General features: G+C 67.1%; 24 protein-coding genes and 2 pseudogenes. 12 read left to right on the top strand and 14 right to left on the bottom strand.

Annotated elements, in window-relative coordinates:
• Positions 1 to 87: 87 nt before the first annotated feature.
• Complete coding sequence (locus GOPIP_RS00445) at positions 88 to 561, bottom strand: hypothetical protein (protein WP_035726754.1); 474 nt, start codon at positions 559 to 561, stop codon at positions 88 to 90.
• 130 nt (positions 562 to 691) lie between these two features.
• Here GOPIP_RS00445 and GOPIP_RS00440 point away from each other — a divergent pair, with 130 nt between their 5' ends.
• Entirely contained in the window at positions 692 to 1,255 is a 564-nt protein-coding gene (locus tag GOPIP_RS00440; protein ID WP_006367509.1) for a Uma2 family endonuclease, read from the top strand.
• Positions 1,256 to 1,369: 114 nt separating this feature from the next.
• On the opposite strand, the gene GOPIP_RS00435 is transcribed toward GOPIP_RS00440, so the two are convergent.
• From GOPIP_RS00435 to sdhC, 4 genes are read right to left on the bottom strand one after another with little or no spacing between them, the layout of a single operon-like run.
• Positions 1,370 to 2,158: a succinate dehydrogenase iron-sulfur subunit gene (locus GOPIP_RS00435; protein WP_006367508.1), complete on the bottom strand. Its 789-nt coding sequence runs from the start codon at positions 2,156 to 2,158 to the stop codon at positions 1,370 to 1,372.
• Positions 2,158 to 3,912, bottom strand: coding sequence for a succinate dehydrogenase flavoprotein subunit (gene sdhA / locus GOPIP_RS00430; protein ID WP_006367507.1), 1,755 nt, complete (start codon positions 3,910 to 3,912; stop codon positions 2,158 to 2,160). Before sdhA ends, GOPIP_RS00435 begins: the two co-directional genes overlap by 1 nt.
• 59 nt (positions 3,913 to 3,971) lie before the next feature.
• A complete protein-coding gene (locus tag GOPIP_RS00425; protein ID WP_006367506.1) occupies positions 3,972 to 4,424 on the bottom strand; it encodes a succinate dehydrogenase hydrophobic membrane anchor subunit in 453 nt (150 codons plus the stop codon).
• 12 nt (positions 4,425 to 4,436) lie between these two features.
• Positions 4,437 to 4,844 carry a succinate dehydrogenase, cytochrome b556 subunit gene (gene sdhC, locus GOPIP_RS00420; RefSeq protein WP_014359531.1) on the bottom strand — a complete coding sequence of 136 codons (408 nt, stop codon included), beginning with the start codon at positions 4,842 to 4,844 and terminating at the stop codon, positions 4,437 to 4,439.
• Between the two features lie 226 nt (positions 4,845 to 5,070).
• On the opposite strand from sdhC, the gene GOPIP_RS00415 reads away from it, so the two are divergent.
• The 3 genes and pseudogenes from GOPIP_RS00415 to GOPIP_RS00405 all read left to right on the top strand — a co-directional run bounded on the left by GOPIP_RS00415 (position 5,071) and on the right by GOPIP_RS00405 (position 8,001).
• Complete coding sequence (locus GOPIP_RS00415) at positions 5,071 to 5,532, top strand: cytidine deaminase (RefSeq protein ID WP_240524199.1); 462 nt, start codon at positions 5,071 to 5,073, stop codon at positions 5,530 to 5,532.
• Positions 5,529 to 6,874: pseudogene (locus GOPIP_RS00410) on the top strand (thymidine phosphorylase). Before GOPIP_RS00415 ends, GOPIP_RS00410 begins: the two are co-directional and overlap by 4 nt.
• A complete protein-coding gene (locus tag GOPIP_RS00405; RefSeq protein WP_006367502.1) occupies positions 6,871 to 8,001 on the top strand; it encodes an adenosine deaminase in 1,131 nt (376 codons plus the stop codon). The pseudogene GOPIP_RS00410 and the gene GOPIP_RS00405 overlap by 4 nt, the downstream one beginning before the upstream one ends.
• 82 nt (positions 8,002 to 8,083) lie before the next feature.
• On the opposite strand, the gene GOPIP_RS00400 is transcribed toward GOPIP_RS00405, so the two are convergent.
• The 3 genes from GOPIP_RS00400 to GOPIP_RS00390 all read right to left on the bottom strand — a co-directional run bounded on the left by GOPIP_RS00400 (position 8,084) and on the right by GOPIP_RS00390 (position 10,739).
• Positions 8,084 to 9,376: a SatS C-terminal domain-containing protein gene (locus tag GOPIP_RS00400; RefSeq protein ID WP_014359535.1), complete on the bottom strand. Its 1,293-nt coding sequence runs from the start codon at positions 9,374 to 9,376 to the stop codon at positions 8,084 to 8,086.
• A gap of 77 nt (positions 9,377 to 9,453) precedes the next feature.
• The gene (locus GOPIP_RS00395) at positions 9,454 to 10,413 is read right to left on the bottom strand and encodes a C40 family peptidase (RefSeq protein ID WP_006367500.1); all 960 of its coding nucleotides are present in this window, start codon (positions 10,411 to 10,413) and stop codon (positions 9,454 to 9,456) included.
• Positions 10,413 to 10,739: a type VII secretion target gene (locus GOPIP_RS00390; protein ID WP_006367499.1), complete on the bottom strand. Its 327-nt coding sequence runs from the start codon at positions 10,737 to 10,739 to the stop codon at positions 10,413 to 10,415. Before GOPIP_RS00390 ends, GOPIP_RS00395 begins: the two co-directional genes overlap by 1 nt.
• Positions 10,740 to 10,945: 206 nt before the next feature.
• On the opposite strand from GOPIP_RS00390, the gene upp reads away from it, so the two are divergent.
• Positions 10,946 to 11,569, top strand: a complete 624-nt coding sequence (gene upp, locus GOPIP_RS00385) for a uracil phosphoribosyltransferase (protein ID WP_014359538.1) — start codon at positions 10,946 to 10,948, stop codon at positions 11,567 to 11,569.
• Positions 11,570 to 11,587: 18 nt separating this feature from the next.
• Here the strand turns inward: upp and GOPIP_RS00380 are convergent, their stop codons facing one another.
• The 3 genes from GOPIP_RS00380 to GOPIP_RS00370 form a co-directional block, all read right to left on the bottom strand.
• The gene (locus GOPIP_RS00380) at positions 11,588 to 12,367 is read right to left on the bottom strand and encodes an ABC transporter ATP-binding protein (protein ID WP_006367497.1); all 780 of its coding nucleotides are present in this window, start codon (positions 12,365 to 12,367) and stop codon (positions 11,588 to 11,590) included.
• 46 nt (positions 12,368 to 12,413) lie between these two features.
• The gene (locus GOPIP_RS00375) at positions 12,414 to 13,103 is read right to left on the bottom strand and encodes a hypothetical protein (protein WP_006367496.1); all 690 of its coding nucleotides are present in this window, start codon (positions 13,101 to 13,103) and stop codon (positions 12,414 to 12,416) included.
• A gap of 134 nt (positions 13,104 to 13,237) precedes the next feature.
• Positions 13,238 to 14,041, bottom strand: a complete 804-nt coding sequence (locus GOPIP_RS00370; RefSeq protein ID WP_006367495.1) for a purine-nucleoside phosphorylase — start codon at positions 14,039 to 14,041, stop codon at positions 13,238 to 13,240.
• A gap of 78 nt (positions 14,042 to 14,119) precedes the next feature.
• On the opposite strand from GOPIP_RS00370, the gene GOPIP_RS00365 reads away from it, so the two are divergent.
• Both GOPIP_RS00365 and GOPIP_RS00360 read left to right on the top strand, forming a co-directional pair.
• Positions 14,120 to 14,827: an enoyl-CoA hydratase/isomerase family protein gene (locus GOPIP_RS00365; protein WP_006367494.1), complete on the top strand. Its 708-nt coding sequence runs from the start codon at positions 14,120 to 14,122 to the stop codon at positions 14,825 to 14,827.
• A gap of 45 nt (positions 14,828 to 14,872) precedes the next feature.
• On the top strand, positions 14,873 to 16,072 hold the full coding sequence (locus GOPIP_RS00360; RefSeq protein ID WP_006367493.1) for an amidohydrolase: 1,200 nt from the start codon (positions 14,873 to 14,875) through the stop codon (positions 16,070 to 16,072).
• Positions 16,073 to 16,130: 58 nt separating this feature from the next.
• On the opposite strand, the gene GOPIP_RS00355 is transcribed toward GOPIP_RS00360, so the two are convergent.
• Positions 16,131 to 16,613 (bottom strand): gamma-glutamylcyclotransferase family protein, encoded by a 483-nt coding sequence (locus GOPIP_RS00355; RefSeq protein WP_006367492.1) that lies wholly within the window; start codon positions 16,611 to 16,613, stop codon positions 16,131 to 16,133.
• Between the two features lie 244 nt (positions 16,614 to 16,857).
• On the opposite strand from GOPIP_RS00355, the gene GOPIP_RS00350 reads away from it, so the two are divergent.
• The 3 genes from GOPIP_RS00350 (at position 16,858) to GOPIP_RS00340 (ending at position 20,242) form a co-directional block, all read left to right on the top strand.
• Positions 16,858 to 18,261 (top strand): NAD(P)H-quinone dehydrogenase, encoded by a 1,404-nt coding sequence (locus GOPIP_RS00350; RefSeq protein ID WP_035726770.1) that lies wholly within the window; start codon positions 16,858 to 16,860, stop codon positions 18,259 to 18,261.
• Between the two features lie 147 nt (positions 18,262 to 18,408).
• Positions 18,409 to 19,785 (top strand): hypothetical protein, encoded by a 1,377-nt coding sequence (locus GOPIP_RS00345; RefSeq protein ID WP_035726753.1) that lies wholly within the window; start codon positions 18,409 to 18,411, stop codon positions 19,783 to 19,785.
• 4 nt (positions 19,786 to 19,789) lie between these two features.
• Positions 19,790 to 20,242 carry a hypothetical protein gene (locus tag GOPIP_RS00340; RefSeq protein ID WP_006367488.1) on the top strand — a complete coding sequence of 151 codons (453 nt, stop codon included), beginning with the start codon at positions 19,790 to 19,792 and terminating at the stop codon, positions 20,240 to 20,242.
• A gap of 19 nt (positions 20,243 to 20,261) precedes the next feature.
• Here the strand turns inward: GOPIP_RS00340 and glpK are convergent, their stop codons facing one another.
• On the bottom strand, positions 20,262 to 21,770 hold the full coding sequence (glpK, locus tag GOPIP_RS00335) for a glycerol kinase GlpK (protein WP_035726752.1): 1,509 nt from the start codon (positions 21,768 to 21,770) through the stop codon (positions 20,262 to 20,264).
• Between the two features lie 54 nt (positions 21,771 to 21,824).
• On the opposite strand from glpK, the gene glpD reads away from it, so the two are divergent.
• Entirely contained in the window at positions 21,825 to 23,570 is a 1,746-nt protein-coding gene (gene glpD, locus GOPIP_RS00330) for a glycerol-3-phosphate dehydrogenase (RefSeq protein ID WP_006367486.1), read from the top strand.
• Between the two features lie 85 nt (positions 23,571 to 23,655).
• Positions 23,656 to 24,081, top strand: coding sequence for a pyridoxamine 5'-phosphate oxidase family protein (locus GOPIP_RS00325; protein WP_006367485.1), 426 nt, complete (start codon positions 23,656 to 23,658; stop codon positions 24,079 to 24,081).
• A 456-nt stretch (positions 24,082 to 24,537) separates the two neighbouring features.
• Here the strand turns inward: GOPIP_RS00325 and GOPIP_RS00320 are convergent.
• A pseudogene (locus tag GOPIP_RS00320) lies at positions 24,538 to 25,829 on the bottom strand (HNH endonuclease).
• Positions 25,830 to 26,330: the final 501 nt, after the last annotated feature.

Genomic DNA, 26,330 nt, shown 5'->3' with positions numbered 1-26,330 from the left:
ATCAGCGCGCAGCGTGATGACGGAATTAGTGACAACAATCCAGAATTATCATGGAATCCGTCGTGAACGGGATGTTTGTCGGATGTTTCACCACTCGCAGACCGCCATCGCCGCAGGCCCCTCGGCGTCGTCGGTCGCCACCGCCCGGGTGCCGGAGGTGACGGTGCAGTGTGCGACCTCGCCGCCGGAGATGAACACCACACGGTGCGTGTGCCGGCGGTCGTCGGTGGGGGTCAGGGTCAACGAGCCTGTCCATTGATCGGCCTGCGAGTCGTGATCGGTGAGCTTCACGTCGAACTGATGTCGTGGTCGGCCGTTCGCGTCGTACCAGAGCAACTGCTCGTTGACCTCCTCGTCGGAGGCGATTGTGATGGTCAGGGGTGTCGAAGGAGATTGGGGCGAAGGAGATTGGGGCGCAGGGGATCGGGGCGCAGACGGATTCGTGAGATCCGTCGATGCCGCCACCGGCGGCGGGGTGAGGCCCGCGGCTAGGCACGCCACCGATACGACGGCGAGGACGAGTAGGACGAGCGGATGCGGGCGGGCGATCAGGTGAGTCATGATCGATTGGACGCAGCGGACGCCGGATCGGTTCCGGCGGGTCGCGGGTTGTCCACAGGCAGTTGCGGTGCGGTCGGCGCGGACCGGTTGTGCATCATGCTTGTCGCCGTGAACCGGGAGGCGACTTACCATGACAACCGTGACCACCGAGATCCTGGGCCTGCCGCACGGCAGCGGTCTGACGTACGCGGACCTGGAGTCCATGCCCGATGACGGCTGGCGCTACGAGCTTCTCGACGGGGTCCTGATCGTGAGTCCGGCCCCTACGCCTCGGCACCAGCGAGTCGTGGCGAGGCTGCACCTGCTGCTACATGCCGCGTGTCCGCCGGACCTCGAGGTGTTGTTCGCCCCGCTGGATGTGGTGCTCGCCGAGGACACCTGCCTGCAGCCGGATCTCCTCGTGGCGCCCCGGTCGGCGTTCGCCGAGACCAACCTCCCACAGGCGCCGACGCTCGCGATCGAGGTCGCGTCGCCGTCGACGCGAGGAGTGGACATGCTGCTCAAGAAGGACAGGCTCCGGCGGGGCGGGTGCGCGCACTATTGGGTCGTCGATCCCGCTGTACCGACCTCGATCACCACCTGGTCGCTGGTCGACGGGGCCTACGTCGATTCCGGAACGGCCGTCGGCGAGGAATGTCTCGCGGTGACCGCGCCGTTCGCCGTCGACATCGTGCCGGCCGACCTCGTCGACTGAATCGGCACCCCGGCCTCGTCCGACAATTCAGGCCCGCACCGGAAGGGTGCGGGCCTGAATCGGGGCTGCAGAGGTGGCTTGTGTCCCGCTGCGAAACGGTCAGCTGCGAAAAGGTCAGCGCGAGAACATGAGTGCGCGCTTGACCTCCTGGATCGCCTGGGTGACCTGGATGCCACGCGGGCAGGCGTCGGTGCAGTTGAAGGTGGTGCGGCAGCGCCACACGCCGTCGATGTCGTTGAGGATGTCGAGACGCTCGACGGCGCCCTCGTCACGACTGTCGAAGATGAAGCGGTGTGCGTTGACGATCGCTGCCGGGCCGTAATAGCTGCCCTCGTTCCAGAACACCGGGCAGCTGGTGGTGCAGCACGCGCACAGGATGCACTTGGTGGTGTCGTCGAAACGGGCGCGGTCGGCCGCGGACTGGATGCGCTCACGGGTCGGCTCGTTGCCGCTGGTGATCAGGAACGGTTTGATCGCCCGGTAGGCGTCGAAGAACGGCTCCATGTTGACCACGAGATCCTTCTCCACCGGAAGCCCCTTGATGGGCTCGATGGTGATGGTGATCTCCTTGTTCTTGTCCTTCGGGAGCAAGTCCTTCATCAGCAGCTTGCAGGCGAGCCGGTTCACGCCGTTGATGCGCATGGCGTCCGAGCCGCACACCCCGTGGGCACAACTGCGCCGGAAGGTGAGCGTGCCGTCGAGGTAGCCCTTCACATAGAGCAACAGGTTCAGGAGGCGGTCGGTCGGCAGGGCCGGGACGCGGAAGCTCTCGAAACCCTGTGCGTCGGGGTTCTCCGGGTTGAACCGGTAGATCTTCAGCGTCACCATCGTCGCCTCGTCCGGAACCGCGGGCAATGGCGGATCGTCGGACGAGGGAGCCGGATTCTCCATGGTCACTGTCATCAGTACTTACGCTCCATCGGCTCGTAGCGGGTCTGGATGACGGGCTTCCAATCCAGCTCGATGTCGCTGAGCAGATCGTCGCCCTTCTTGTAGGCCATCGTGTGCCGCATGTAGTTGACGTCGTCGCGGTTGGGATAGTCCTCGCGGGCGTGGCCGCCACGCGACTCCTTGCGGTTCAGCGCGCCGACCACGGTGACCTCGGCCATCTCCAGCAGGAAGCCGAGTTCGATGGCCTCGAGCAGATCGGAGTTGAACCGCTTGCCCTTGTCGTGCACACGGATGTGGGCGTAGCGCTCCTTGAGCGCATGGATGTCGGTGAGCGCCTGCTTGAGGGTCTCCTCGGTGCGGAACACCGACGCATTGGCGTCCATCGAGGCCTGCAACTCGGTCCGGATGTCGGCGACCCGCTCGTGTCCGTGCTCGGACAGGATCGTCTCGAGCCACGCGTCGACCATCGCGGTCGGGTTCTCCGGCAGCTCGGTGAGCTCGGCGGAGTTGGCGTACTCCGCGGCGGCGATCCCGGCCCGACGACCGAAGACGTTGATGTCGAGCAGCGAGTTGGTGCCCAGGCGGTTGGCGCCGTGCACCGACACGCACGCGCACTCACCGGCGGCATAGAGGCCATGGACCACATCGGTCGCGTTGCGCAGGACCTGACCTTCGATGGTGGTGGGGATGCCGCCCATCACGTAGTGGCAGGTCGGGAACACCGGCACCCATTCGGTCACCGGGTCGACGCCGAGGTAGGTGCGGGCGAACTCGGTGATGTCGGGGAGCTTCTCGTTGAGGACGTCCTCGCCGAGGTGCGTCACGTCGATGTAGACGTAGTCCTTGTTCGGGCCGGCGCCCCGGCCTTCGAGGACCTCGAGGACCATCGAGCGCGCGACGATGTCGCGAGGCGCAAGGTCCTTGATGGTGGGGGCGTAGCGCTCCATGAAGCGTTCGCCGTCCACGTTGCGCAGGATGCCGCCCTCGCCGCGGACCGCCTCGGAGATGAGGATGCCCAGCCCGGCCAGGCCGGTCGGATGGAACTGGTGGAACTCCATGTCCTCCAACGGAAGTCCCTTGCGGAACACGATGCCCATGCCGTCACCGGTGAGGGTGTGGGCGTTGGAGGTTGTCTTGTACATACGACCCGAACCGCCGGTCGCGAAGATGATCGACTTGGCGTGGAAGACGTGGATCTCGCCGGTGGCGAGCTCGTAGGCGACGATCCCGGTGGCGACGGGCTCGCCGGCCTCGTTCTCGCTGAGGCAGAGATCGAGCGCGTAGTACTCGTTGAAGAACTCGACGTCGTGCTTGACGCAGTTCTGATACAGCGTCTGCAGGATCATGTGGCCGGTGCGGTCGGCGGCGTAACACGCACGCCGGACCGGTGCCTTGCCGTGATCGCGGGTGTGGCCACCGAAACGTCGCTGATCGATGCGGCCCTCGGGGGTGCGGTTGAAAGGCAGACCCATCTTCTCCAGGTCGAGCACCGCGTCGATGGCCTCCTTGGCCATGATCTCGGCGGCGTCCTGATCGACGATGTAGTCACCACCCTTGACGGTGTCGAAGGTGTGCCACTCCCAGTTGTCCTCCTCGACGTTGGCCAGCGCGGCACACATGCCGCCCTGCGCCGCGCCGGTGTGGCTGCGGGTGGGATAGAGCTTTGTGAGCACAGCGGTGCGGGCGCGGGGGGCGGCCTCGATCGCCGCGCGCATCCCGGCGCCGCCGGCACCGACGATCAGGACGTCGTAGCGGTGTTCCTGCATGTGTTTCGAATCTCCTGGAGTCGACGAGGGCGGGGCGTCAGAGACGAGAGTCCGTGGCGTCAGTTGACGCTGTTGACGTCAAAGGTCAGAAGCGCGTAGGTACCGAGCACCAGCACGAGGATCATCGAGATCCCGAGCAGCACGTTGAGCCAGAACCGGGTGGAGTCCTTGCGCGAGTAGTCGGCGATGACGGTGCGCACACCGTTGCCGCCGTGCAACTGGGCCAGCCACAGCATCGTCAGGTCCCAGATCTGCCAGAAGGGTTCCTTCCACCGCGCCGCCACGAAGGAGGCGTCGATGCGGTGCACACCGTTGTCCCAGGCCAACATGATGAACATGTGCCCGATGGTCAGGATGATCAGCGCCAGGCCGGAGAAGCGCATGAACAGCCACGCGTACTTCTCGAAGTTGCCGCCCTTGCGGGCACGCGGCGCGCGCGGATTGTCGAGGCTGGCCGGCCGGTCGTAGTCGGTGCCGAGCGTCTTGGCCAGGTGTGGGGAGGATGCGGTCATCGGTGATCTCTCCTAGAACGAGTGCTCGATGAGAATCTGCAGGAGCCGCACCGCCGCGGCGGCGAAGACGATCACGAACAGCGTGAGGATCGTCCACAGCATCTGCCGCTGGTACTTGGCGCCCTTCGACCAGAAGTCGACGAGGATGATGCGCACGCCGTTGAGGGCGTGGTACAGCACACAGGCGACGAGACCGATCTCCATGAGGCCGATGATCGGCGTCTTGTAGGTCTCGATGATCTCGGAATACTTGTTCGGATCGATCCGGATGACCGCGGTGTCCAGAACGTGGACGAACAGGAAGAAGAAGATGGTGACACCGGTGATCCGGTGGAGCACCCACGACCACATCCCGGGGTCGCCTCGATAAAGAGATCGCTTGCGCACCGGGTCGGGTGCGGTGTCGGTCGGGGTGCTCATTGCGAAATCGGCCTCCAACATCGTCGATGGACTCTGGTGGCAGCCTGCATCTTCAGGCTCCACCACGGACCCATGCAACAGACTCTAAACCTATGCTGAGGGTGGTCGAAAACTGCCCGAACAGATTTGGGCGACAAGAGATTCCGACTTAGGTTTGCCTTACCATTGCTTCGACGATGTGCCGGTGAGTGTGATCCGGCCCCGCACTGTTCACCGGGAGTTTGCCCTGTCTGCTGAAATCGATTGGAAGATGTTGCGCCACAAGGCGAATGAGATGATCGCCCGCGCCTATGCGCCCTACTCCCGCTTCCCGGTCGGTGCTGCCGGGCTCACCGTCGAGGGCGATATGGTGGCCGGTGGCAATGTGGAAAATGTCTCATACGGACTCGGTGTCTGCGCCGAGGTCTCGTTGGTGTCGGCACTGATCGGATCGGGCCGATCACGACTGCGTGCGGTGAGCGTCTGCGACTCGCGTGGGGTGGTGCTGATGCCGTGCGGACGGTGCCGACAGGTGCTCTGGGAGTTCGGCGGGGCGGATCTGCTCGTCGACCATGCCGACGGGCCCCTGCGGCTCGCCGAATTGTTGCCGTACGCATTCGGGCCCGACGATCTCGGCGCCGGAACCCTCGACAGCGCCGGAACCCTCGACAGCGACGGAACCCTCGACAGCGACGGAGGGCGGCGATGAACCCCGAGATCATCGATCCGATCTCGGTGATCGCCACCAAACGCGACGGCGGTTCGCTGAGCGACGGCCAGATCCGGTGGGTCGTCGACGGCTACACGCGGGGATCGGTCGCGCCGGAGCAGATGTCGGCGTTGCTGATGGCGATCGTGCTGCGCGGCATGGACCGTCGTGAGATCGCCACCTGGACGCAGGCGATGATCGACAGCGGGCGGCGCGCGGACTTCGGCGATCTGCGCCGCGACGGTCGGCCGCTTCGCACCGTCGACAAGCATTCCACCGGCGGGTGGGGGACAAGATCACCCTGCCGCTCGCGCCCCTGGTGGCCTCGTATGGTGTTGCGGTGCCCCAACTGTCGGGCCGAGGCCTCGGGCACACCGGCGGCACGCTGGACAAGCTGGAGTCCATCTCGGGATGGCGTGCGGACCTGTCGATGGACGAGATACTCAGCCAGCTCGAGGCGGTGGGTGCGGTGGTCTGCGCGGCGAGTCCCGACCTTGCACCCGCCGATCGTCTGCTCTATGCGTTGCGGGACATCACCGGCACCGTCGCATCGATCCCGTTGATCGCCAGCTCGATCATGAGCAAGAAGATCGCCGAGGGCACCGGCGCGCTGGTGCTCGACGTCAAGGTCGGCTCGGGGGCGTTCCTCCCCGAACTCGACTCCGCCCGCGAACTCGCGACCACCATGGTCGAGCTCGGGCATCGCGCCGGGGTGGCGACCTCGGCGCTGCTGACCGACATGGACACCCCGCTCGGACGCTGCGCGGGCAACGCCGTCGAGGTCGCCGAATCGCTCGAGGTGCTCGCCGGCGGCGGGCCCGCCGACGTCGTCGAGCTGACGGTGGCCCTGGCGCGGGAGATGCTCGCCGCAGCCGGGATCTCCGACGTCGACCCTGCCGACCATCTGCGCAACGGCCGCGCCATGGACTCCTGGCGCGCGATGATCGCCGCGCAGGGCGGCGACCCGGATGCACCGCTGCCGCGGGCCCGGCACACCGATGTCGTCGTCGCCGAGACGTCGGGTCGTGTGCGACGGCTGGATGCGCGAGCGGTCGGCGACGCCGCCTGGCGACTGGGTGCCGGGCGGTCGGTGCCCGGTGAGGCCGTGCAGTCCGAGGCCGGGGTGCAGTGGCACACGCGTCCCGGAGAGTTCGTCGAGGCGGGTGCGGCGCTGTTCACGCTGCACACCGCAACACCGGAACGGTTCGGTCCCGCGCGGGCGGCGTTGGTCGGGGCGGTCGACATTGCCGCCGAGCCGAACTCCGGCGGCCCCGGTGCCGAACTCGATCTCGCTGATGTCGCCCGGCCGCTGGTGATCGAACACGTTAGGTTCGGATCATGACGTCGATGCCGCCGCGTTCCCCGCTCGATCCCGCTGCCCTGGCCCTCGCGCCCAAGGTGCTGTTGCACGATCACCTCGACGGCGGCCTGCGGCCGTCGACCGTGTTGGAGTTGGCCCGTGAGACCGGTTACGACGAGCTACCGGCGGAGACGGCCGACGACCTCGCGGTGTGGTTCCGTGACGCGGCAGACAGTGGTTCGTTGGAGCGCTATCTGGAGACCTTCGCCCACACCGTGGGCGTCATGCAGACAGTCGGTGCGCTCGAGCGGGTCGCGGCCGAATGCGTGGAGGACCTCGCCGCCGACGGCGTCGTCTACGCCGAGGTCCGCTACGCACCCGAACAGCACCTCGAGCGTGGGCTGGAGCTCGACGAGGTCGTCGAGGCGGTGTTGCGCGGGTTCGCCCAGGGCGAGCGGACCGCCGCGGGGTCCGGTCGCCCGATCGCCGTGCGGTGCCTGGTCACCGCGATGCGCCACGCTGCGCGCTCCCGTGAGATCGCCGAACTGGCTGTGCGGTATCGCGATCGCGGGGTGGTGGGGTTCGACATCGCCGGTGCCGAGGCCGGTCACCCGCCGAGTCGCCATCTCGACGCCTTCGAGTACATGCGGGCAAACTGCGCACCGTTCACCATCCATGCGGGCGAGGCGTTCGGGCTGCCGTCGATCCACGAGGCGATCGGTTTCTGTGGTACCGACCGGCTCGGACACGGGGTGCGGGTGATCGACGACATCACCCTGCCGCCCGGCGCGCGACCCGATGATGATTCGTTTCCCGGTGCCGAACTAGGTTTGATCGCGAATATCGTGCGCGACAAGCGGATTCCGCTCGAGCTGTGCCCGAGTTCGAACGTGCAGACCGGTGCGGTGGCGTCGCTGGCGCAGCATCCGTTCAACGTTCTGGCCCGGCTGCGTTTCCGCGTCACCGTCAACACCGACAACCGGCTCATGAGCGACACCACCATGAGCAAGGAGTTCGCGAAACTCTCCGACCAATTCGGTTACGGCTGGGCCGATTTCGAGCGATTCACGGTCAATGCGATGAAATCGGCGTTCATCCACTTCGACGAGCGGCTGGCGTTCATCGACGACGTCATCAAGCCCGGCTACGCGGTGCTGCTGCAGGGCTGAGGCCCGCGGCAGCCCTTCCGGGTGATGTTGTGCCCGCAGTCCGGGCACAAGATCACCCGGAACCGGCGCCGACGGGGATCGGTCACCGCTTCTTGACGAGCCGATCCTCGAACTCGTGCTCGAGGGCCCGCCACGCCTCGGCCTCGTTGTCGAACGGGGGGCTCGGCGCCATCCGCTTGGGGTCGGGGTTGGTGGCGTAGTCGACGAACCAGCCCAGTGGGGTCGTCGAGCCCAGCGCTTCGGCCACCGAGTCGTCACCGGCGTAATCGGCTGCGTCGGTAAACAATTCGACCGCCAACTCCAGTTGATTGCGATCGATGCGCCGGGGACCGTCGGTGATGTCCTCGACGAGGCCGGGCAGCACGTAGACGTTGTCGTCGATGACGTCGAACTCCAGGGAGCCGTCGGTCGCGGCGACGCGGACCTCGTCGAACGTCGACACACCCGAGAGGTCATGAGAGTTGTCCTCGGCGAGGAACTTCGACAGCGCGCGCGGGGAGGCGAAAACGAAGATCTTGCCGTCGTCACCGAGGAACACCGGATCGTCACCGAGGTAGCACCGCAACGAGAGGAACTCACCGGTGCCGGTCACGATACGAATCGGGTCGATGCCCACCGACGCCCAGAAATCGTCGTCGTCGATTTCGTCGTCGGTGTCCTCTTCTTCCTCGTCGTCGGTGCCGTCGGCGAGATCGGTCTCGGAATCGTCCGACTCGGTGTCGGCGTCGCCGACGAGGTCCAGATCCTCGTCGGGCTCGTCCTCGTCCTCGGCGGAGGCGGCGGCCTCGAGTTCGGCCTCGGCGGTGGTCACCGCTGCCTTGTCGACCTCGGGTGTGCTGATCACCTCGTCGATCGCGTCGAGCACGTTGTCCCAGTGCTTGGCGATGAGCCGGCCGATGCGCACCCACAGGTCGGTGCCGTCGCGGCCCTCGAAGTTGCGGGTGCCGGTGGTCACCGCACCGAGGATCGGGTTGCCATTGAAGAACTTGGTGATGACGGTCAGCTCGCAGACCTCGCCGAGGATGCGCACGATCTCCAGTGCGTCCTCGAGTTCGGCGATCACCTCCGGTGTCGGGTCCTCGGCGGCCAGTTCGGGGACGCCCACCAGGTCATAGGAATGGCGGTCGTCGGGGACCAGCTCGTCGGCCTGCAGACCCTTGACGGTCTCCCAGGCAGGGTGCTCGACGAGATCGTTGTCGTCGTCGGTGCGGATGAAGGCGACCAGCTCGGCAACGCTGCCGAAGACGTAGAGGTCCTCGTCGAGTCCGAGGAATGCCTCCCACTCGTCGTCGCCCTCCCGCCAGCGGGGTGCCCACAGCGTGAAGCTGTTTCCGTCGGTCAGTCCGAGCTCGATGGGGACAATGTCTCCGGCCATGACGTCACAGCGTAGCGATCGCGCCTGTGAGCGCCATACCGGCCCCACGACGGGCAGGTGAACTTCTGCATCGACACTCATCGCGGACGGTAGAACCCCTGAAATCCCTGGCCGGCATTCGTCGTCCGCAGCGGTGAGACCTGTACGGGATCCCCGGCCTCCACGAGCTGATTGTTACCCACGTACATCGCGACGTGTCCGTCCCAGACCGCGAGGTCACCGGGCATCAGATCGGCTTGGGCCACCGCGAATCCGGCGGTGTCCTGCTCCTGGGCCAGGCGCGGCAGTTCCAGGCCGGCCTGCCGATAGGCCCACTGGGTCAGGCCGCTGCAGTCGAAACCACTGGGATCGGTGCCGCCCCACACGTAGGGCACGCCCTGCTGGCTCAATGCCGCACGCACCGCTGCGGCGGCGCGCTCGTTCGGGGCGTAGGCGATCGACCCATCGGGCAGGGTGATCGCGACCCCGCCGTCGGGGACCCCACCCTCGGCGGGTCGTCCACCGGGGCCGCCCGTACGGGCGACCGGGGCGGGCGCGTCGTGGCGAGCGAGTTCGGCCAGCGCGGCGGTGTCGGCGGCGAGTTCCGCCCGGGTCCGTTCGACGACCGCCACGCCACGGCCGACGTGATCGATCGCCAGCGGTAGCAGTACCGCGAGTCCGGTGGGGGTGAACAGATCGGCACCGAGGGCGCGGGCAGCCCGATCGAACGAGTCCATCAGCGACTCGAGCTGACGGGCGGCGCCGTGCACCCGCTGGGCTGCGGACTGCGTCAACGTCACGATCTGCGCGTCGTCACCGCTGATCGCGGTGGTGCGTCCGGCGGTCACCGCCGACGCCGCCTGGGCGGCCTCGGCGCCGCGCCCCTGCCATTCGGTGCCGAGTCTGACTACGGCGGCGATTGCGTCGTCGCGGGTCGATGCCAGATCCGGAGCGAGGGCGGCGATGGCACTGACCGGATCGTCACCCGGCAGCACACCGGTTCCCAACGCCGTCACCAGGATTCGTAGCGGAGCGATCAACAGGTCGGCCGATGTCATCAGGCGTCCACCTCCGCGACGGGCCCACCGGCGATCGACAAGGTCGCGGCCGACATGTCGTCGATGCCGGTGTACGCGGCCGCCGCAGCGGCACTTTCGTCGGACAGGGCCAGGTGCCGGCCGGCGACGGCGTTCAGTCGGGCGCGCCTGCTGTCGAGGACCCGACCCAGCGTGGTGAGGAAGTCCGCGCCGATCAGCCCGAAGGTCAGCGCGAGGGGTGTGAGGTCGGTGGCGACCGCGTGGGCGCCGATCCGGGCCGCGGTACCCGCCTCGCCGGCGGCATGGGCGGACAGCGCCGCGGGGGATACGGAGAGTTGTTCGATCATGCAGATTTGGACGCAACGGCCGGCGCTCTGGTTCCATCGAATCGCCGACCCGTGCGGCGAGGCCCGATGAGTCCGGTCACGAGGCCGCAGCAACCGCCGCCCACTATGGTTTCCCCATGCCGGTTCACCCCCAGCCCGAACACCCTGTGCCCGAACAATCCGAACCCGAACGACCCGGGTCCGAGAGCGCCCAGGCCGGGCGAACGTTGCCCGTGCAGGTCGTCGATCATCCATTGGCCGCAGCGCGACTGACGACGATGCGCGACAAGGGCACCGACAACGCGGCCTTCCGAGCCGCGCTGTCGGACCTGACGCAGATGCTCGTGTACGAGGCGTTGGCGGATGCGCCGAGCGAGCAGGTGACCATCCAGACACCCATCACCACGTGCCCCGGCTCGCGACTTGCCAAGCCGCCGTTGCTCGTTCCGGTGCTGCGGGCAGGCTTGGGCATGGTCGAGCAGGCGCATGCGATGGTGCCCGAGGCGCTCGTCGGATTCGTCGGCGTGGCCCGCGACGAGGCGACCGCCAAACCGGTGCCCTACCTCGAATCGCTGCCCGACGATCTCGCCGGTCAGCCGGTGTTCGTGCTCGACCCGATGTTGGCGACCGGCGGGTCGATGTTGCACACCATCGAACTCCTGGTTGCACGCAACGCCACCGACATCACCGTGCTGTGTGTGGTGGCCGCACCCGAAGGTGTTGCGGCGCTGGAGAAGTCGGGCCATCCGGTGCGCCTGGTGGTGGGGGCCGTCGACGACGGTCTCAACGAGGCGTCCTACATCGTGCCGGGCCTGGGCGACGCCGGCGACCGCCAGTTCGGTCCGCGCTGACCGCGCCCCGCGCAGGACTCAGGTGGCCACCGCCGACCACCGGCCCTGGTGGCGGCGCACCGTGACCGGGTGATCGAAGCAGGTGCTGATCGTCGCCGACGTCAGGGTCGCCTCCACGGTGCCCGCGGCAACCACCTTCCCCTCCCGCAGCAGCATCGCGTGCGTGGTGCTCGCAGGAAGATCCTCGAGGTGATGGGTGACCAGCACGCTGGCGAGATCGGCGACGTCGCCGCGCAGCCGATCGATCGCCGACAGCAGTTTCTCGCGGGCTGCGAGATCGAGGCCGGTGGCCGGCTCGTCGAGCAGCAGCAACGCCGGACGCGGCATCAGCGCCCGCGCGATCAGCGTGCGACCACGTTCGCCCTGACTCATGACCGGCCACAACGAATCCCGGCGCTCGCTCATCCCCAGCATCTCCAACAATTCGTCGGCGCGGGCATGTTCGTCGTCGGTGTAGTCGTGGCGCCGGTCCAGTTCGGGGGTGTTGGTCAGCCCGGTCAGGACCACATCGTGCGCCGAGATCGGCACGTCGATGCGCCAGCGCGGATCGACATGCCCGATGTGGGTGCGCAATTCGCGCATGTCGACGCGACCCAGGCGTTTACCGAGCACGTCGACGACCCCGGTGGTCGGGTGCGAGCGGGCCCCGAGGATCGCCATCAACGTCGACTTGCCCGCGCCATTGGGGCCGAGTAGCGCCCAGTGCTCACCGGGCTGCACGACGAGGTCGACATCGTGCAGCAGGGCCCGGGAACTCCGGATGACATCGATGTGGGAGGCGTCGAGAACGGCGGACATTCGTTCAGTTGTAGACCTCGACCGACGAACCCGGTACGCGGGGGCGTCAGTTCGACGACCAGTACTCCAGCATCGGCTCGGTGGCCAGCGTCGCGCCGTTCTCGGAGATGACCAGCGCCGACGGCGAAACGGTGTAGGTGACCGCGCCGTTGCGCGCCACGTAGGTGGCGCCCACCATCTGCGGATACCCGATCTCGATGGGATTGCCGTCGGCGAGACCCTTGTAATACCAACGCCCGGTCTGGTTGCCGACCTGACAGATCACCACCTGTGATCGGCTGGTGCGGCCGATGACGATCGCCGGATCGTCGGCGGCGTTGCATCGCGGGCCGGACAGGAAGCCCTGCCAGTCGGCGCCCGAGACGGTGGGGTTGGGTCGCACCTGCGGCTGTGTCGTCGTGGTCGGTACGCCCGTCGGACCCGAGGCGCCCCCGGGACCGGTGACCGTACTGGTGACGGTCTGCGTCGAGGCGCTCGCAACCGACGTCGACGCCGAATCGGCCGCCGAATCAGAGGAGTCCGAACCCCGGGTCAGCCAGTACGCGCCGACCCCAGCACCGATCACCACGAGCACACCCACCACGATGGCAGCGATCACCAGCGGCGACGACCACGGTGACCGCGGCGGCGGATAGCCCGGCCCGTATCCCTGCGGAGGCGGCGTCGGGTACCCACCGCCCGACGGGTAACCCTCGCCAGGCGGATAACCACCTGGATCTCCCGGCGGATAGCTCATGGGAACCTCCCTGGGATGCGCGGTGACGATTGGTGCGAACGGTACCGCAGTGACAACCCCGACATTTGTGACCGCGCGGATGTCGGGGCTTTGTCGAATAACAGGGCTTGTCGAAGGTCCGCGATTGTTGGCGGTCAGAGCCTGCCGACGACTGTCGCCAGCAACTCACCCATGTGCGCGGCCGACGCGCGACCCACGTCGAGGACCTCGGCATGATCGAGCGGCTCGCCGGTGATGCCGGCCGCCAGGTTCGTCACCAGTGACACCCCGAGCACCTCGAGTCCGGCGGCGCGTGCGGCGATCGTCTCGTGCACAGTGGACATTCCGACGAGGTCGGCGCCGAGGGTGCGCAGCATGCGGATCTCCGCCGGCGTCTCGTAGTGCGGGCCGGGCAGCCCTGCATAGACGCCGTCGGCGAGCGTGGGGTCGACCTCGCGTGCCACCTCGCGCAACCTCGGCGAGTAGGCGTCGACGAGGTCGACGAACTGAGCGCCGACAAGTGGCGAGCGGGCAGTGAGGTTCAGATGATCGGCGATCAGGACCGGTTGGCCGACCGACATGCCGTCGCGGAGCCCGCCCGCTGCGTTGGTGAGCACGATGGTGTGCACACCGGCCGCCGCCGCGGTGCGCACCGGATGAACCACACGCGCGAGGTCATGGCCCTCATAGGCGTGGATGCGTCCGAGCATCAGTAGGACCCGGCGGTCACCGATGTGCACCGACCGGATCGTCCCGCCGTGCCCGGCGGCCTTGGGTGCGGTGAAACCGGGCACCGCCGACATCGGCAGCGTCGCGATCGGTGTGCCGAAGGCATCGGCGGCCGGCGCCCACCCGGATCCCAGGACCAGTGCGACATCGTGTGCGGCACAATCGGTTTCGGTGGCGATGGTGGCGGCCGCCGCGATCGCGGCGGCGTCGGGGTCAAGAGTGGGATCCATATGTCTCACCCTATGACCTCCGATCCGCGCCTGCCCGGCGCCCGGAGAGCGCGTGTGCGCAGGCGATAAGGTCTGCTCATGCCTTTCCTGAGCGCGGAGCCCACCGCCGCCGACGTCGCCGAACTGTTCCTCGGTGCCCCGGGGGTCGAACTCGACGAGACGAATCCGGAGAACCGGTTTGCCCCCGCGTGGATCGAGAAGACGAGCGCGTTGCTCGACGACGCCGTCGCCGGTGGCGCCAAGGCCCTGGTCATCACTGCGACCGGAAAGTTCTTCACCAACGGACTGGATACCGACCACATCGCCGCGCACGCCGCGGAGTTGCCCGCCTATCTGGATTCGGTTCACGCGCTCTACACCAAGGTGCTGACGTTGCCGGTGCCCACCGTGGCCGCGATCAACGGACACGCCTTCGGTGCGGGCGCGATGCTCGCCCTGTGCGCCGACCACCTGATCATGCGCACCGAACGCGGCTACTGGTCGCTCCCGGAAGCGGCGCTCAACATGCCGTTCACCCGGGGGATGGCCGCGCTGCTGCGTACGCGGTTGCCCGAGCGTACGGCCACCGAGGCGATGCTGACGGCCCGCCGCTACGGCGCCGATGACGCCGTCACCGCCGGCATCGTCGACGAGGCCGTGGCCGTCGACGAACTGCTCAACCGGGCCGTCGAGGTCGCGGTGCAGCGGGCCCCGCTGGCCGGGCCCACGCAGACCTTGATCAAGCGTGGGCTGCGATGGCCGCTCTTGGACGACCTCGCGGTGCCGACGCCGCCCGAACTGCTCTGAGCCGACGCAGCGGTGGATTTCCCGGTGGATGGAAGGAGAAATGTGGTGACGCAGGCCGAGATCGGTGATCCGTCCGGCGGTGTGATCGACACCTGGCTGGCCAGCCACCGCGATCAACTGGTCGGCTGGCGCAGACACATCCACGCCCATCCCGAATTGTCCAGGCAGGAGGTCGCGACCACCGAACTGGTGATGGCCGAACTGACCGCGCTCGGCCTTGCCCCGCGTCGGCTCCCGTTGGGTACCGGCGTGGTCTGTGATCTGGGCCCGAACACCGGTCAACGGATAGCCCTGCGCGCCGACATGGACGCGTTGCCGATCACCGAGCACACCGGGCTGGCGTTCAGTTCCACGGTCGACGGGGTGTCGCACTCGTGCGGTCACGACGCGCACACCGCAATCCTGCTGGGGACCGCGGCTGCGCTGGCCTCGGCGCCCGAGCTGCCCGTCGGGGTCCGGCTGGTGTTCCAGCCGGCCGAAGAGGTGATGCCCGGCGGTGCCCTCGACGCGGTGGCCGCCGGAGTCACCGAAGGGGTGAGCCGGATCTACGCGCTGCACTGCGATCCGCGCCTGCCGGTCGGTTCGGTCGGACTGCGCGAGGGCGCACTCACCTCCGCCGCCGACCACATCGAACTCCAACTGCGCTCACCCGGCGGGCACACCTCACGCCCGCATCTGACCGGCGATCTGGTCTACGCGATGGGCGCCGTCATCACCGGGCTGCCGGGCATCCTGTCGCGGCGGATCGATCCGCGATCGGGCACCGTGATGGCATGGGGGGCAGCGCATGCCGGCAACGCCCCCAACGCGATCCCGCAAGAAGGGATGCTGCGCGGAACCGTACGCACCGGAGAGCACGGCACCTGGGCCGACATGGAGCCGTTGGTGCGTAGCGTCATCGGCGAAATCCTTGCGCCGCTACGAGTTTCGTATGACCTGTCGTACTTTCGTGGCGTACCGCCGGTCGTCAACGACCCGCTCGCGGTGGAGGTGCTGGCCGCATCGGTGGCCACCCTCGGTCCCACCGCCGTCGCCGACACCCCGCAATCACCGGGCGGCGAGGACTTCTCGTGGTACCTCGAGCAGGTGCCCGGAGCGATGGGTCGGCTCGGCGTGTGGAATGGTCTCGGACCGCAACTCGATCTGCACCAGCCCACCTTCGACATCGACGAACGGGCCCTCGACGTCGGCGTGCGCACACTTGCCGGCGTGGTGTTCGTCGGATCGCCGGGCCCGCCGACCTGAGATCGCCGGTGTCGGGCTCGGGGGTCTCAGCCTTCGGGACGCTCAGCCTTCGGGACTCTCAACCTTCGGGGGCGCCCGGACCGGGGCCGACGTTGCGGGCTTCGCGCAGGCGTAGATCCTGCACGTAGTCGGCCGGCGCGCCGGCCACCTCGGCGGCGTCGGCCATCACACCGAGATAGCGGGCCGAGGGCAGGCCGCCCTCGTAGGCGTCGAGGACGTACATCCACGCCAGGACCCCGCCGTCGGCGGTCTTCACCCGTGCCCGGATCTTGCGGTGGATGCCGAGTTCGGAGCCTTCCCACCGGTCGAGGTTGTCCTCGTCCTCGGTCGGGACGTCGTAGAGGACGACGAAGACCTTCGCGTCGGGATCGTCGCGGTCCTCGGTGACGGTGGCCAGTGATCCTTCCCACCCGATGTCGCCGCCACCGAAGGTCAGTCGCCAGCCGTGCAGCCATCCGGTTCCCGACATCGGCGAGTGTGGGGCGCGCAGCGCCATCTGCTCGGGATCCATGTTCGAACCGTACGCTGCGTAGATCGGCATAGTCGCCTCTGACCTGCACTTTCCCGCCGGGATGGAGCCCGACCTCATCGATTTGCCGCCACCGGTGCACCTGCGGCCACGACGATCGTATTACGCCGGACGCCGCCGCACGATGCACGCGGTGATCGCCGACCGCGGTACGACGCGGAAATCGGTAACGGTGCGCACGAGGAATGATCGTCGATGGCCTAGGTTGGTCAGCGGAGGCGACAAGTGTCTTTTGGCCCGAACAGGAGTGATGGACGTGACCAGGATCGTGATCATGGGCGGAGGCCCCGCAGGCTATGAGGCGGCTCTGGCCGCGGCCGCGTACGGCGCCGACACCACCGTGATCGACTCCGACGGCATCGGCGGTGCCTGCGTGCTGTGGGACTGCGTGCCGTCCAAGACGTTCATCGCGTCCACCGGCATTCGCACCGAGGTCCGACGCGCCGTCGACCTCGGTATCAATTTGCGCACCGATGACACGTTGGTGACGCTGCCGTCGATCCATCAGCGAGTCCGTGATCTGGCATTCGCCCAGTCCGCCGACATCCGATCGCGACTCATCAGCGAGGGCGTCACGCTGGTCTCCGGCACCGCGGCCCTGGAGGGGCCGCAGGTCGGGGTGTCCACACACGCCGTCACCGCCACCCTCGCCGACGGCTCCACCCAGCGATTCGAGGGTGACGTCGTCCTGATCGCGACGGGTGCCTCGCCGCGTGTGCTGCCCGACGCGCAGCCCGACGGCGAACGCATCCTCACCTGGCGGCAGCTCTACGATCTCGAGGCGTTGCCCGAACACCTGGTCGTGATCGGATCGGGTGTGACGGGTGCCGAATTCGTGCACGCCTACACCGAACTCGGGGTGAAGGTGACGCTGATCTCCAGCCGTGACCGCGTGTTGCCGCACGAGGACGAGGACGCCGCACTCGTGCTGGAGGAGGCGCTCGCCGAACGTGGCGTCGAATTGGTCAAGCACGCGCGCGCCGACAAGGTCGTGCGGACCGGCGACTCGGTGACCGCGTACCTCGCCGACGGCCGCAGCGTCACCGGATCGCATGTGCTGATGACCGTCGGATCGGTTCCCAACACCGACGACCTCGGCCTCGACCGCGCCGGTGTCGAGACCCATCGCGGCGGTTACATCACCGTCGACCGCGTCTCGCGGACGTCTGTGACCGGTATCTACGCGGCCGGTGACTGCACCGGACTGTTCCCGCTCGCGTCGGTCGCGGCCATGCAGGGCCGGATCGCGATGTACCACGCCCTCGGCGAGGGCGTGAGCCCGATCAAACTCAAGACCGTCGCCTCGGCGATCTTCACCCGGCCCGAGATCGCCACCGTTGGTGTGTCCCAGAACGCCATCGATTCCGGTGAGTATCCGGCACGCACGGTGATGCTGCCGTTGGCCACCAACCCGCGCGCCAAGATGAGCGGCCTGCGCCGTGGCTTCGTGAAGATCTTCTGTCGGCCCGCCACCGGTGTGGTGATCGGCGGTGTGGTGGTCGCCCCCAACGCCTCGGAACTCATCCTGCCGATAGCACTGGCGGTGCAGAACAAACTGACCGTTTCCGATCTGGCACAGACGTTTTCGGTGTACCCGTCACTCTCGGGGTCGGTGACCGAGGCGGCCCGGCAGCTCGTGCGACACGACGATCTGGACTGACCTGTTCCCACGGGTCCTGTCTCTGTGCGCCATCGGCTCCGATCCATGCACAGGTGTCCGATTCGTCCTGCTCGGTTGCTCGGGGGCCGGTAGGGTCGCTCACGATGCCGACGAGGTGATGGGGGAGACAGTGCTGGGGGAGACAGGGTGACCGGTGACGGCGATCGCAATGCCCGGCGCAGTGGTGAGCGCCCGGCGGACTGCGGCAGCACCGACTGGGGGTCGATGTCGATCACCGAGATCCTCACCATCATCGCCTCGATGAAGCAGGGTGCCGCTCAGGGCGACGCCGACGCGGTGCTCGTCGCCATCGAGAAAGTGGAAGGGATCGCCCACGCCCTGTTGAACGGCTTCACCGACGACGGGGTGCTGATGGGTCAGGCCGCACGGGGTGCGGTCGACGCCGCGCTCCGTCTCGAGGGCGAGATGTCGGCCAGTGTTGCCGACGCGCGCGGTAGCGCGGCGGCAATGACCGAGGCGGCGGGCATCCTCGGCGCGACACATGGTCAGAAGCCGCTGCTCGAGGCATACCGGATCCGGTTGCAGGATCATCCCGAGGATGCCGCTGCGGTCCGTTCACAGGTGCGCAGCATCATGCGGGGCACCTACGGCGGACCGATTGTCGGTGCGGCGGCCGCATTGCCCGGTCCCGCAGGACCAATCGGCACCGATTCGTACTCAGGTGTGCGCGGTGGTTCCAGCTCTGCGGATGGCACGTCGACATCCGGATCGGGACCGTCGGGCACCCAGCAGTCGGCATCACTCACCGACATCGACGACACCGGACCATCAGGCCCCGGAGGCGGACCCGATGGCGGTGGCGGCCCGACGGGTGGTGACACCCCGACCACTGCCGTTCCCACAGCCGGCCCGGCGTCGACGGCGGGCGGCGGCGGTGGGTCGGGACCATCGGGATACCGCGGTGGCGGCAACGATCCGTCGACGTTGACCCGCGGGGGCCTCGGTAGCCCGGTCACACCGGGAGCGGCGGTACCGGTCTCGGGGCGCGGCACCGCGAGTGCAGCGGGTGGTCCCGAGGGCGCCACTGCGGGCGGAACCGGACTTCCCGAGGGCGTGATCTCCCTTCCGCCAACCGCTTTCGCTCCACCATCGACCTTGGCGGGTACTCCCGCGGCCGGCGCGGCCGGGGCCGGAACACCGGGATCTCCCGGCGGTGCGATGCGGCCGACGACCGGGCCCGGGGCCGGCCCGGGTGCCGGCGGGGCCCGTTCGCGCGATACCCGTCATCGACCGGCCCACTATCTCAGCGACGGCGAGAACGGGCGTGAGATCGTCGGTGATCTGCCGCTGGTCGGTCCGCCGGTGATCGGCGACTGGTCTCCGCAGGCGCTTCCGCCGACCGTGGACGATTCCGGATTCGGGGCGGTCGCATTACCGATCAGTGACCGCGGCTCGGCGTCGCCGGTGGCCGGTCAGCCCGCCGACGTCGCCGGTGGATCGGAGTCGACTGATGTCGATTCGGTTGTCCCGCAGACTGATTCGTCAAAATCACCGGAGCGCTGAGCCGATGGCGGTTCCGGGAGCGGCGCGGCGTGTCGACCGACTCAGTGGCGGGGCAGTGGCCGAACTCGTCGGTCGCGTCGCAGCGGGTGAGGTCGAGGACTGTCTGCGGATGCTGACGGTGACCGTCATCGACGTCGTCGACCTGGGTGGTGAGTCGGTCGTCCATGACGTGTTGACGCAGTGGCGTGAGCAGGGACGGGTCTCGCCGGCGACGCGCTCACAGCTCGCCGCGGTGATGACACGACACGAGGTCGACGCAGCCTTCGCCCATCGCTCGTCCGACATCGACGCCCAGCGGCTCTCGTTCGTCAAAGCGCGTGCTCTGCAGTGTCTTTCGATCGCGATCGACTCGGCGGTCGGACCCACCGAACGGCTCGGCGAAGCCGCTTACGAGGCGGCTGCGGCGATGGGTGGGACGGCTGGGGTGGTGGCCGTGCTCGTCGAGTTCGCGGGGTGATCACCCACGTCCGGCACGCTCACGCCAGGCCGTAGCTGTGTTCCACCGCGCGATTCCATTCGCCGTACAGGCGGTCGCGTTCGGGGGCGTCCATCGCCGGATTCCACCGGGTGTGTTCGTTCCAGTTCTCCCGGATCTCGTCCTCGCCGTCCCAGTATCCGACAGCCAGGCCGGCCGCGTAGGCCGCACCGAGGGCGGTGGTCTCGTTGACCACGGGCCGGATGACGGGGACGTCGAGGATGTCGGCCTGGAACTGCATCAACAGATTGTTGACCACCATTCCGCCGTCGACCTTGAGTGTCGACAACCGCACCCCGGAATCGGCCTGCATCGCCTCGATGACCTCTCGTGTTTGAAAGGCGCTGGCCTCCAGCGCAGCTCGCGCGATATGACGCTTGTCGGCAAAGCGGGTCAGGCCGGTGATGATGCCCCGCGCGTCGGGCCGCCAGCGGGGTGCGAACAGACCGGAGAATGCCGGCACGAAGTAGACACCACCGTTGTCGTCGGCCTGAGCTGCGAGCTTCTCGACGTCCGCGGCCTCGCTGAACAGCCCGAGATTGTCCCGAAGCCACTGCACCAGTGACCCGGTCACCGCGATCGACCCCTCGAGTGCGTAGCGCGGCGCGTCCTCGCCGAGCCGATAGCACACCGTCGTCAGAAGCCCGTGATCGGAGAACACCGCTTCGGTTCCGGTGTTGAGCAACAAGAAGTTTCCCGTGCCGTAGGTGTTCTTCGCCTCGCCCGGCGACAGACATGCCTGCCCAAAGGTTGCCGCCTGCTGGTCGCCGAGAATGCCCGCGAACTGCACGCCCGGCAGGGAACCGTGTTCGCGCAGTGAACCATAGACCTCCGAGGAACTGCGGATGTCGGGCAACGACTCGACGGGGATACCCATGTCCGCGCAGATGGACTCGTCCCAGGTCAGGGATTCGAGGTCCATGAGCATCGTGCGTGAGGCGTTGGTGACGTCGGTGATGTGCTGCCCGCCGGCCGGTCCGCCGGTCATGTTCCACGCGATCCAGGAATCCATTGTGCCGAAGCAGAGTTCGCCGTTGCGTGCACGCTCGGCCACGGCGTCGACGTTGTCGATGAGCCACCGCATCTTCGGTCCGGCGAAATAGGTCGACAACGGCAGGCCGGTGCGGGTGCGGTAGCGGTCGACGCCGGCGTCGCCACCGAGTTCCTCACACAGCGCGCCGGTACGGGTGTCCTGCCAGACGATGGCATTGTGCAAGGGTTCGCCGGTGGAGCGATCCCAGGCGACGGTGGTCTCGCGCTGATTGGTCAGTCCGCAGGCGACGATGTCGTCGACATTGAGGTCGGCCGACGCCAGGGCCGCGGCCACCACGCGTCGCGTGTTGCGCCAGATCTCCGCGGGATCGTGCTCGACCCACCCGGCTCGAGGGAAGATCTGGCGGTGTTCGAGTTGCTCGACGGACACGACTCGGCCGCGGCGGTCGAAGACCATTGCGCGTGTGGAGGTCGTGCCCTGGTCGATGGATGCGACATATCCCGAGGTGCTGGCCACGCCGCCAGTGTCGCACGCGGTGCCCCACGCCGAGATCAATTACGCTGACGGACTATGAACTCCGAGTTCAATCCCGATCGACCTGCCGATATGGGCCCGCTGTACCGCGCCGAGGCGTGGCGGCGGTTGTCCGAGGAGCAATTCGACATCGTCGTGATCGGCGGTGGCGTCGTCGGGGTGGGAGCTGCGCTCGATGCGGCGACCCGAGGACTGCGGGTTGCGCTCGTCGAGGCCCGCGACATCGCCTCGGGTACATCGAGCCGGTCGTCGAAGATGTTTCATGGTGGGTTGCGCTACCTCGAACAACTCGAATTCGGTCTCGTTCGTGAGGCCCTGGCCGAGCGTGAATTGTCGTTGCGACTTCTTGCACCGCACCTGGTGAAGCCGCTTCCGTTCTTGTATCCGCTGACGCGGCGGGTGTGGGAACGGCCGTATGTTGCTGCCGGGATCTTTCTGTATGACCGGATGGGTGGTGCCAAGTCCGTTCCAGGACAACGACATGTGACCCGGTCGGGTGCGCTGCGGGTTGCGCCGGCCCTCAAGCGCGACTCGTTGATCGGTGGCATCCGTTATTACGACACCGTCGTCGACGACGCCCGCCACAGCCTCACGGTGGCACGTACGGCGGCGAACTACGGTGCGGTGATCCGCACGTCGACGCAGGTGGTCGGGTTCCTGCGGGAGGCCGATCGGGTGATGGGAGTGCGTGTTCGCGACAGCGAGACCGGTGATACCGCGGAGGTGCGCGCGCACTGCGTCATCAATGCCGCCGGGGTCTGGACCGATGAAGTGCAGGCACTGTCCCATCAACGCGGCCACTTCCGGGTGCGCGCCTCCAAGGGTGTACACATCGTCGTTCCCCGGGACCGGATCGTCAGTGAAACGGCGATCATCTTGCGTACCGAGAAATCGGTGCTGTTCGTCATCCCGTGGGAGACGCACTGGATCATCGGCACCACCGACACCGACTGGAATCTCGACCTCGCGCATCCGGCCGCTACCCGGGCCGACATCGACTACATCATCGATCGGGTCAACGAGGTGCTGGTGACCAAGCTCACCCACAACGACATCGAGGGTGTCTATGCGGGTCTGCGGCCGCTGCTCGCCGGTGAGGACGAGTCGACGTCGACGTTGTCGCGGGAGCATGCGGTCGCGCGGGTGGCGCCCGGACTGGTGTCGATCGCGGGGGGCAAGTACACCACCTATCGGGTGATGGCCGCCGACGCGGTGGACGCGTGCGACGACTACATCCCGACACGGGTGGCGCCGTCGATCACCGAGCGCGTCCCGTTGCTCGGTGCCGACGGATACTTTGCGCTGATCAATCAGTGCGAACATCTCGGGAAGCGTTTCGGCCTGCATCCCTACCGAGTTCGGCGGCTGCTGAATCGGTACGGATCGCTGATCGATGACGTGCTCTATTACGCCGACGCCGATCCGTCGTTGTTGCGCCCGTTGGCGGCCGCGCCACAGTATCTGCGAGTAGAGGTCGTCTATGCGGCGATCGACGAGGCGGCACTGCATCTCGAGGACGTCCTTGCCCGCCGTACGCGGATTGCCATCGAGTATTCGCACCGCGGTGTCGGTTGTGCCCAGGAGGTTGCCGAACTCCTGGCGCCGATACTCGACTGGGACGCGGAGCGTATCGCCTTCGAGGTGGAGACCTACAACGCGCGCGTGGCCGCCGAGATCGCCTCGCAGCAGCAGCCCGACGATGCCTCGGCCGATGCGTTGCGCGCTGCGGCGCCCGAGTCCCGCCAAGAGATTCTCGAACCGGTGCCGGTGCCCGACAATTGATTGTGCGACTGCTTTGCCTGGGACCTTTGCCCCTGTGACCGGTGATGTCGCCGAGGGACAATGGGTTATGGGAAAAGGAGAGGTCATGGTGGACAACCCGGTTCAGGAGCTTCCCGTCGACGAGGCCTGGGCATTGCTCGCCTCCAAGGAAGTAGGACGTCTTGCGGTGAGTGTCGGGGGACAGCCCGACATCTTCCCGGTGAACTACTACGCCGGCGAGAAACGCATTCTTTTCCGCACCGGTGAGGGAACCAAACTGTCGGAGCTCGTCGTCAATTCCCACGTGGCTTTCGAGTCCGATTTCTACGGCGACGGAGCGACCGGATGGAGCGTCGTCGCCAAGGGCTCGGCACGGATTCTGTCCCGCGGTGACGAAATCGCCGCCGCCGACGAGTTGCCGCTGCAGCCGTGGATTCCGACGATCAAGTACAACTACGTCGAAATCACCGTCGACGAGATCTCTGCTCGCCGATTCCAATTCGGCCCCGAACCGGAGCGCTACCCGGTCTGAATCACACCATCGGGCGATGACGACTGGCCGTCGAAGGATGTTTCGGTCCTTCCCACCCGATGCCCTTCTCATCCGGTGGTCGAGGTGCCGAGGAGCGCCAGTGACGAGGCCTGTTGTGCCGACAGTTATCCGGGTGACGGTGGTCCGGTTCCAGCTCTGCTGCATGCGGTCTCGAGGCTCGCCGCACGCGGCTCGCACCTCGACCGGCGGAGGGGAGCCGTCCATCCGGTGGTCGAAGCCTTCCCGTGCGGGAATGCCCAGCCCTTCTCATCCGGTGGTCGAGGTGCCGAGGAGCGCCAGCGACGAGCCTCGAGACCCTCTGTGCCGAAAGGATTCCGGGCCACGGGCACGACACCACGACCATCGGGGGTGGGGAATTCTCTATGGAGTTCTCAAACAACAGATGCGGTCCCGGCCGGGCCGGGTGCAGGGAATCAGGTTGTGGGGCAGCGTGGGTCAGGCTGCGGTGTCGTCGAGTCGCATGGTCCGTCGGTGATACGACGGCACCGGCCGGCGTTTCGGGTCGATGCTGGCGGGTGGGATCAGCCAGGGGTGTCGGTCGAATCCCATGATGATGTCCCAGCCGTGGTGGTGGACGTCGTCGTGGCAGCTGCTGCAGAGGAGGCAGCCGTTGTCGAGGTCGGTGGGACCACCATCGCTCCAATGCTCGAGGTGGTGTCCTTGGCAGCGTCCGGCGTGTGCACCGCATTTGATGCATCCGCGATCTCGCACCAGGAGTGCTTTGCGTTGGCCGGGTGTGAAGAAGCGTTTCTCTTCACCAACACTGAGTGGTACACCGTTGGGATCGAGGATGATCTTGGTGATCGTGGTGTCGCACGACAGCATTTTCGCGGTGGCTTCGGTGATGGCGCCCATGTTCTGCAAGTTCCCGCCGAGTGCCGGGTTGTCCGCTGACCAGGTCCACAACAGGCCGTTGGTGGGTTTGGCTGAGAAGGTGGTGTCGGCCAGGCCTTGTGCTGCCAACTCCACGATCGTTTCGAATGCGGCGGCGCAGATTTGTTCGGGTGTCCGCGGATCCGGGGATCCGTCGGGGTTGGGGCTTGGGCGTCGACAAGGTTTCCATCAGAGTTCGGGTTTTCTCCCCGGCGATGATGTCGAGGTTCGCGGAGATCTCCAACCGGCCGTCGTCGGTGATGCGGTCGGTGTAGGAGTTGATCGACTTGTCTTCGGCGGCCGGTAACCCACCTGGTGTTTCGGCCGCCAACTCGTTACCCAACTGCCGCGCGTAGAGATTGATCTCGGCGGGGGTGAATCCGGCGAAGTAGTGCGACAGCAGTTTCCGCAGGTATTCGCAGCGTTGGACGGTGTCCATAGGTTCGGGGCAGCGAGTGTCGATGTGCGCCAACCCGCGCACGATGGCATCGGCGTGTTCTGAGGAGATGGGACCCGTCCGCGGCATGCGCGAGCAGCAGATCCACATCGGTGGTGCCGGCGAACCGCACATATCGACTTGCGACGGCGGGTGCGAAACCCATGCTGATCAACAGCTCTCGAAGCCGGGTGGTCTTGTGATCGGCCACCCCTAATCGATCCATCTCACCGGTGAGGGTGGTGGCGTGGTGATCGACCAGGTTCCGCAACAACAGGACTTGTTTCATCGCGCCGAAGGCCTGCGGTCCGGTCATCTGCGGGTTCCACTGCAGGCCGCTGAGTCGGCTGACGATGTCGGCGAAAACCGCTTCGGCGTCGACAGTTCCAGCGTCGAGAGCTTCAGTGGATTCGATCATGGACCCCTCCCCAGTGGCTGATCGGTGTATGGCTCCAATCTACATCGCCAGTGTGTGTCGACGCAAGAGGTATTTTGATCAATTCTGCTTGTGGACAACGTATTTCGGCGCCGGTTCTCTGTCGGTGGGGTGCGGTAGGGGGTGTGGTTTTCGTTTGTCTTGCTTTCGATGTGGTTGGGGGGCTGGTTCTCTCGCCGGGTCTCGAGGCCCGGCGCCTGGGGCGCCGTGCACCTCGACCATCGGGGGAAGGGTCTCGGCCATCGGGGTGGGGTGCTCGTCGATCGGGGAACCTGCCTACACGGTCGGGAGCACTGCGTCCGCGGCTCCAATGTGCAGACGCGGCTGGTGCAGCGCGGGCGTGTGCGAGTTCGGGTGGCGTTCGGGTCGTGGGACGGTGGATGTGGTTGGGAGGCGTGTTGTCTCACCGGGTCTCGAGGCCCGGCGCCTGGGGCGCCGTGCACCTCGACCACCGAGGGAAGAGGTCTCTACGGTCGGGTAGGG

Origin of the sequence: Gordonia polyisoprenivorans NBRC 16320 = JCM 10675, assembly GCF_000241325.1 — a bacterium.
In the GTDB taxonomy this organism is placed as follows: domain Bacteria; phylum Actinomycetota; class Actinomycetes; order Mycobacteriales; family Mycobacteriaceae; genus Gordonia; species Gordonia polyisoprenivorans.
This window is presented reverse-complemented; position numbering and strand designations above follow the sequence as displayed.

What these genes read in the sequence shown, in the direction of transcription:
- GOPIP_RS00340 (WP_006367488.1), top strand. Translation starts at nt 19,790, where the DNA reads ATGGCGGTTCCGGGAGCGGCGCGGCGTGTCGACCGACTCAGTGGCGGG.
- GOPIP_RS00400 (WP_014359535.1), bottom strand. Translation starts at nt 9,376, where the DNA reads ATGGCCGGAGACATTGTCCCCATCGAGCTCGGACTGACCGACGGAAAC.
- GOPIP_RS00370 (WP_006367495.1), bottom strand. Translation starts at nt 14,041, where the DNA reads ATGGATCCCACTCTTGACCCCGACGCCGCCGCGATCGCGGCGGCCGCC.
- GOPIP_RS00395 (WP_006367500.1), bottom strand. Translation starts at nt 10,413, where the DNA reads ATGACATCGGCCGACCTGTTGATCGCTCCGCTACGAATCCTGGTGACG.
- sdhC (WP_014359531.1), bottom strand. Translation starts at nt 4,844, where the DNA reads ATGAGCACCCCGACCGACACCGCACCCGACCCGGTGCGCAAGCGATCT.
- GOPIP_RS00325 (WP_006367485.1), top strand. Translation starts at nt 23,656, where the DNA reads ATGGTGGACAACCCGGTTCAGGAGCTTCCCGTCGACGAGGCCTGGGCA.
- GOPIP_RS00445 (WP_035726754.1), bottom strand. Translation starts at nt 561, where the DNA reads ATGACTCACCTGATCGCCCGCCCGCATCCGCTCGTCCTACTCGTCCTC.
- GOPIP_RS00435 (WP_006367508.1), bottom strand. Translation starts at nt 2,158, where the DNA reads ATGACAGTGACCATGGAGAATCCGGCTCCCTCGTCCGACGATCCGCCA.
- sdhA (WP_006367507.1), bottom strand. Translation starts at nt 3,912, where the DNA reads ATGCAGGAACACCGCTACGACGTCCTGATCGTCGGTGCCGGCGGCGCC.
- glpD (WP_006367486.1), top strand. Translation starts at nt 21,825, where the DNA reads ATGAACTCCGAGTTCAATCCCGATCGACCTGCCGATATGGGCCCGCTG.
- GOPIP_RS00355 (WP_006367492.1), bottom strand. Translation starts at nt 16,613, where the DNA reads ATGCCGATCTACGCAGCGTACGGTTCGAACATGGATCCCGAGCAGATG.
- GOPIP_RS00440 (WP_006367509.1), top strand. Translation starts at nt 692, where the DNA reads ATGACAACCGTGACCACCGAGATCCTGGGCCTGCCGCACGGCAGCGGT.
- GOPIP_RS00405 (WP_006367502.1), top strand. Translation starts at nt 6,871, where the DNA reads ATGACGTCGATGCCGCCGCGTTCCCCGCTCGATCCCGCTGCCCTGGCC.
- GOPIP_RS00365 (WP_006367494.1), top strand. Translation starts at nt 14,120, where the DNA reads ATGCCTTTCCTGAGCGCGGAGCCCACCGCCGCCGACGTCGCCGAACTG.
- GOPIP_RS00425 (WP_006367506.1), bottom strand. Translation starts at nt 4,424, where the DNA reads ATGACCGCATCCTCCCCACACCTGGCCAAGACGCTCGGCACCGACTAC.
- GOPIP_RS00390 (WP_006367499.1), bottom strand. Translation starts at nt 10,739, where the DNA reads ATGATCGAACAACTCTCCGTATCCCCCGCGGCGCTGTCCGCCCATGCC.
- GOPIP_RS00375 (WP_006367496.1), bottom strand. Translation starts at nt 13,103, where the DNA reads ATGAGCTATCCGCCGGGAGATCCAGGTGGTTATCCGCCTGGCGAGGGT.
- GOPIP_RS00380 (WP_006367497.1), bottom strand. Translation starts at nt 12,367, where the DNA reads ATGTCCGCCGTTCTCGACGCCTCCCACATCGATGTCATCCGGAGTTCC.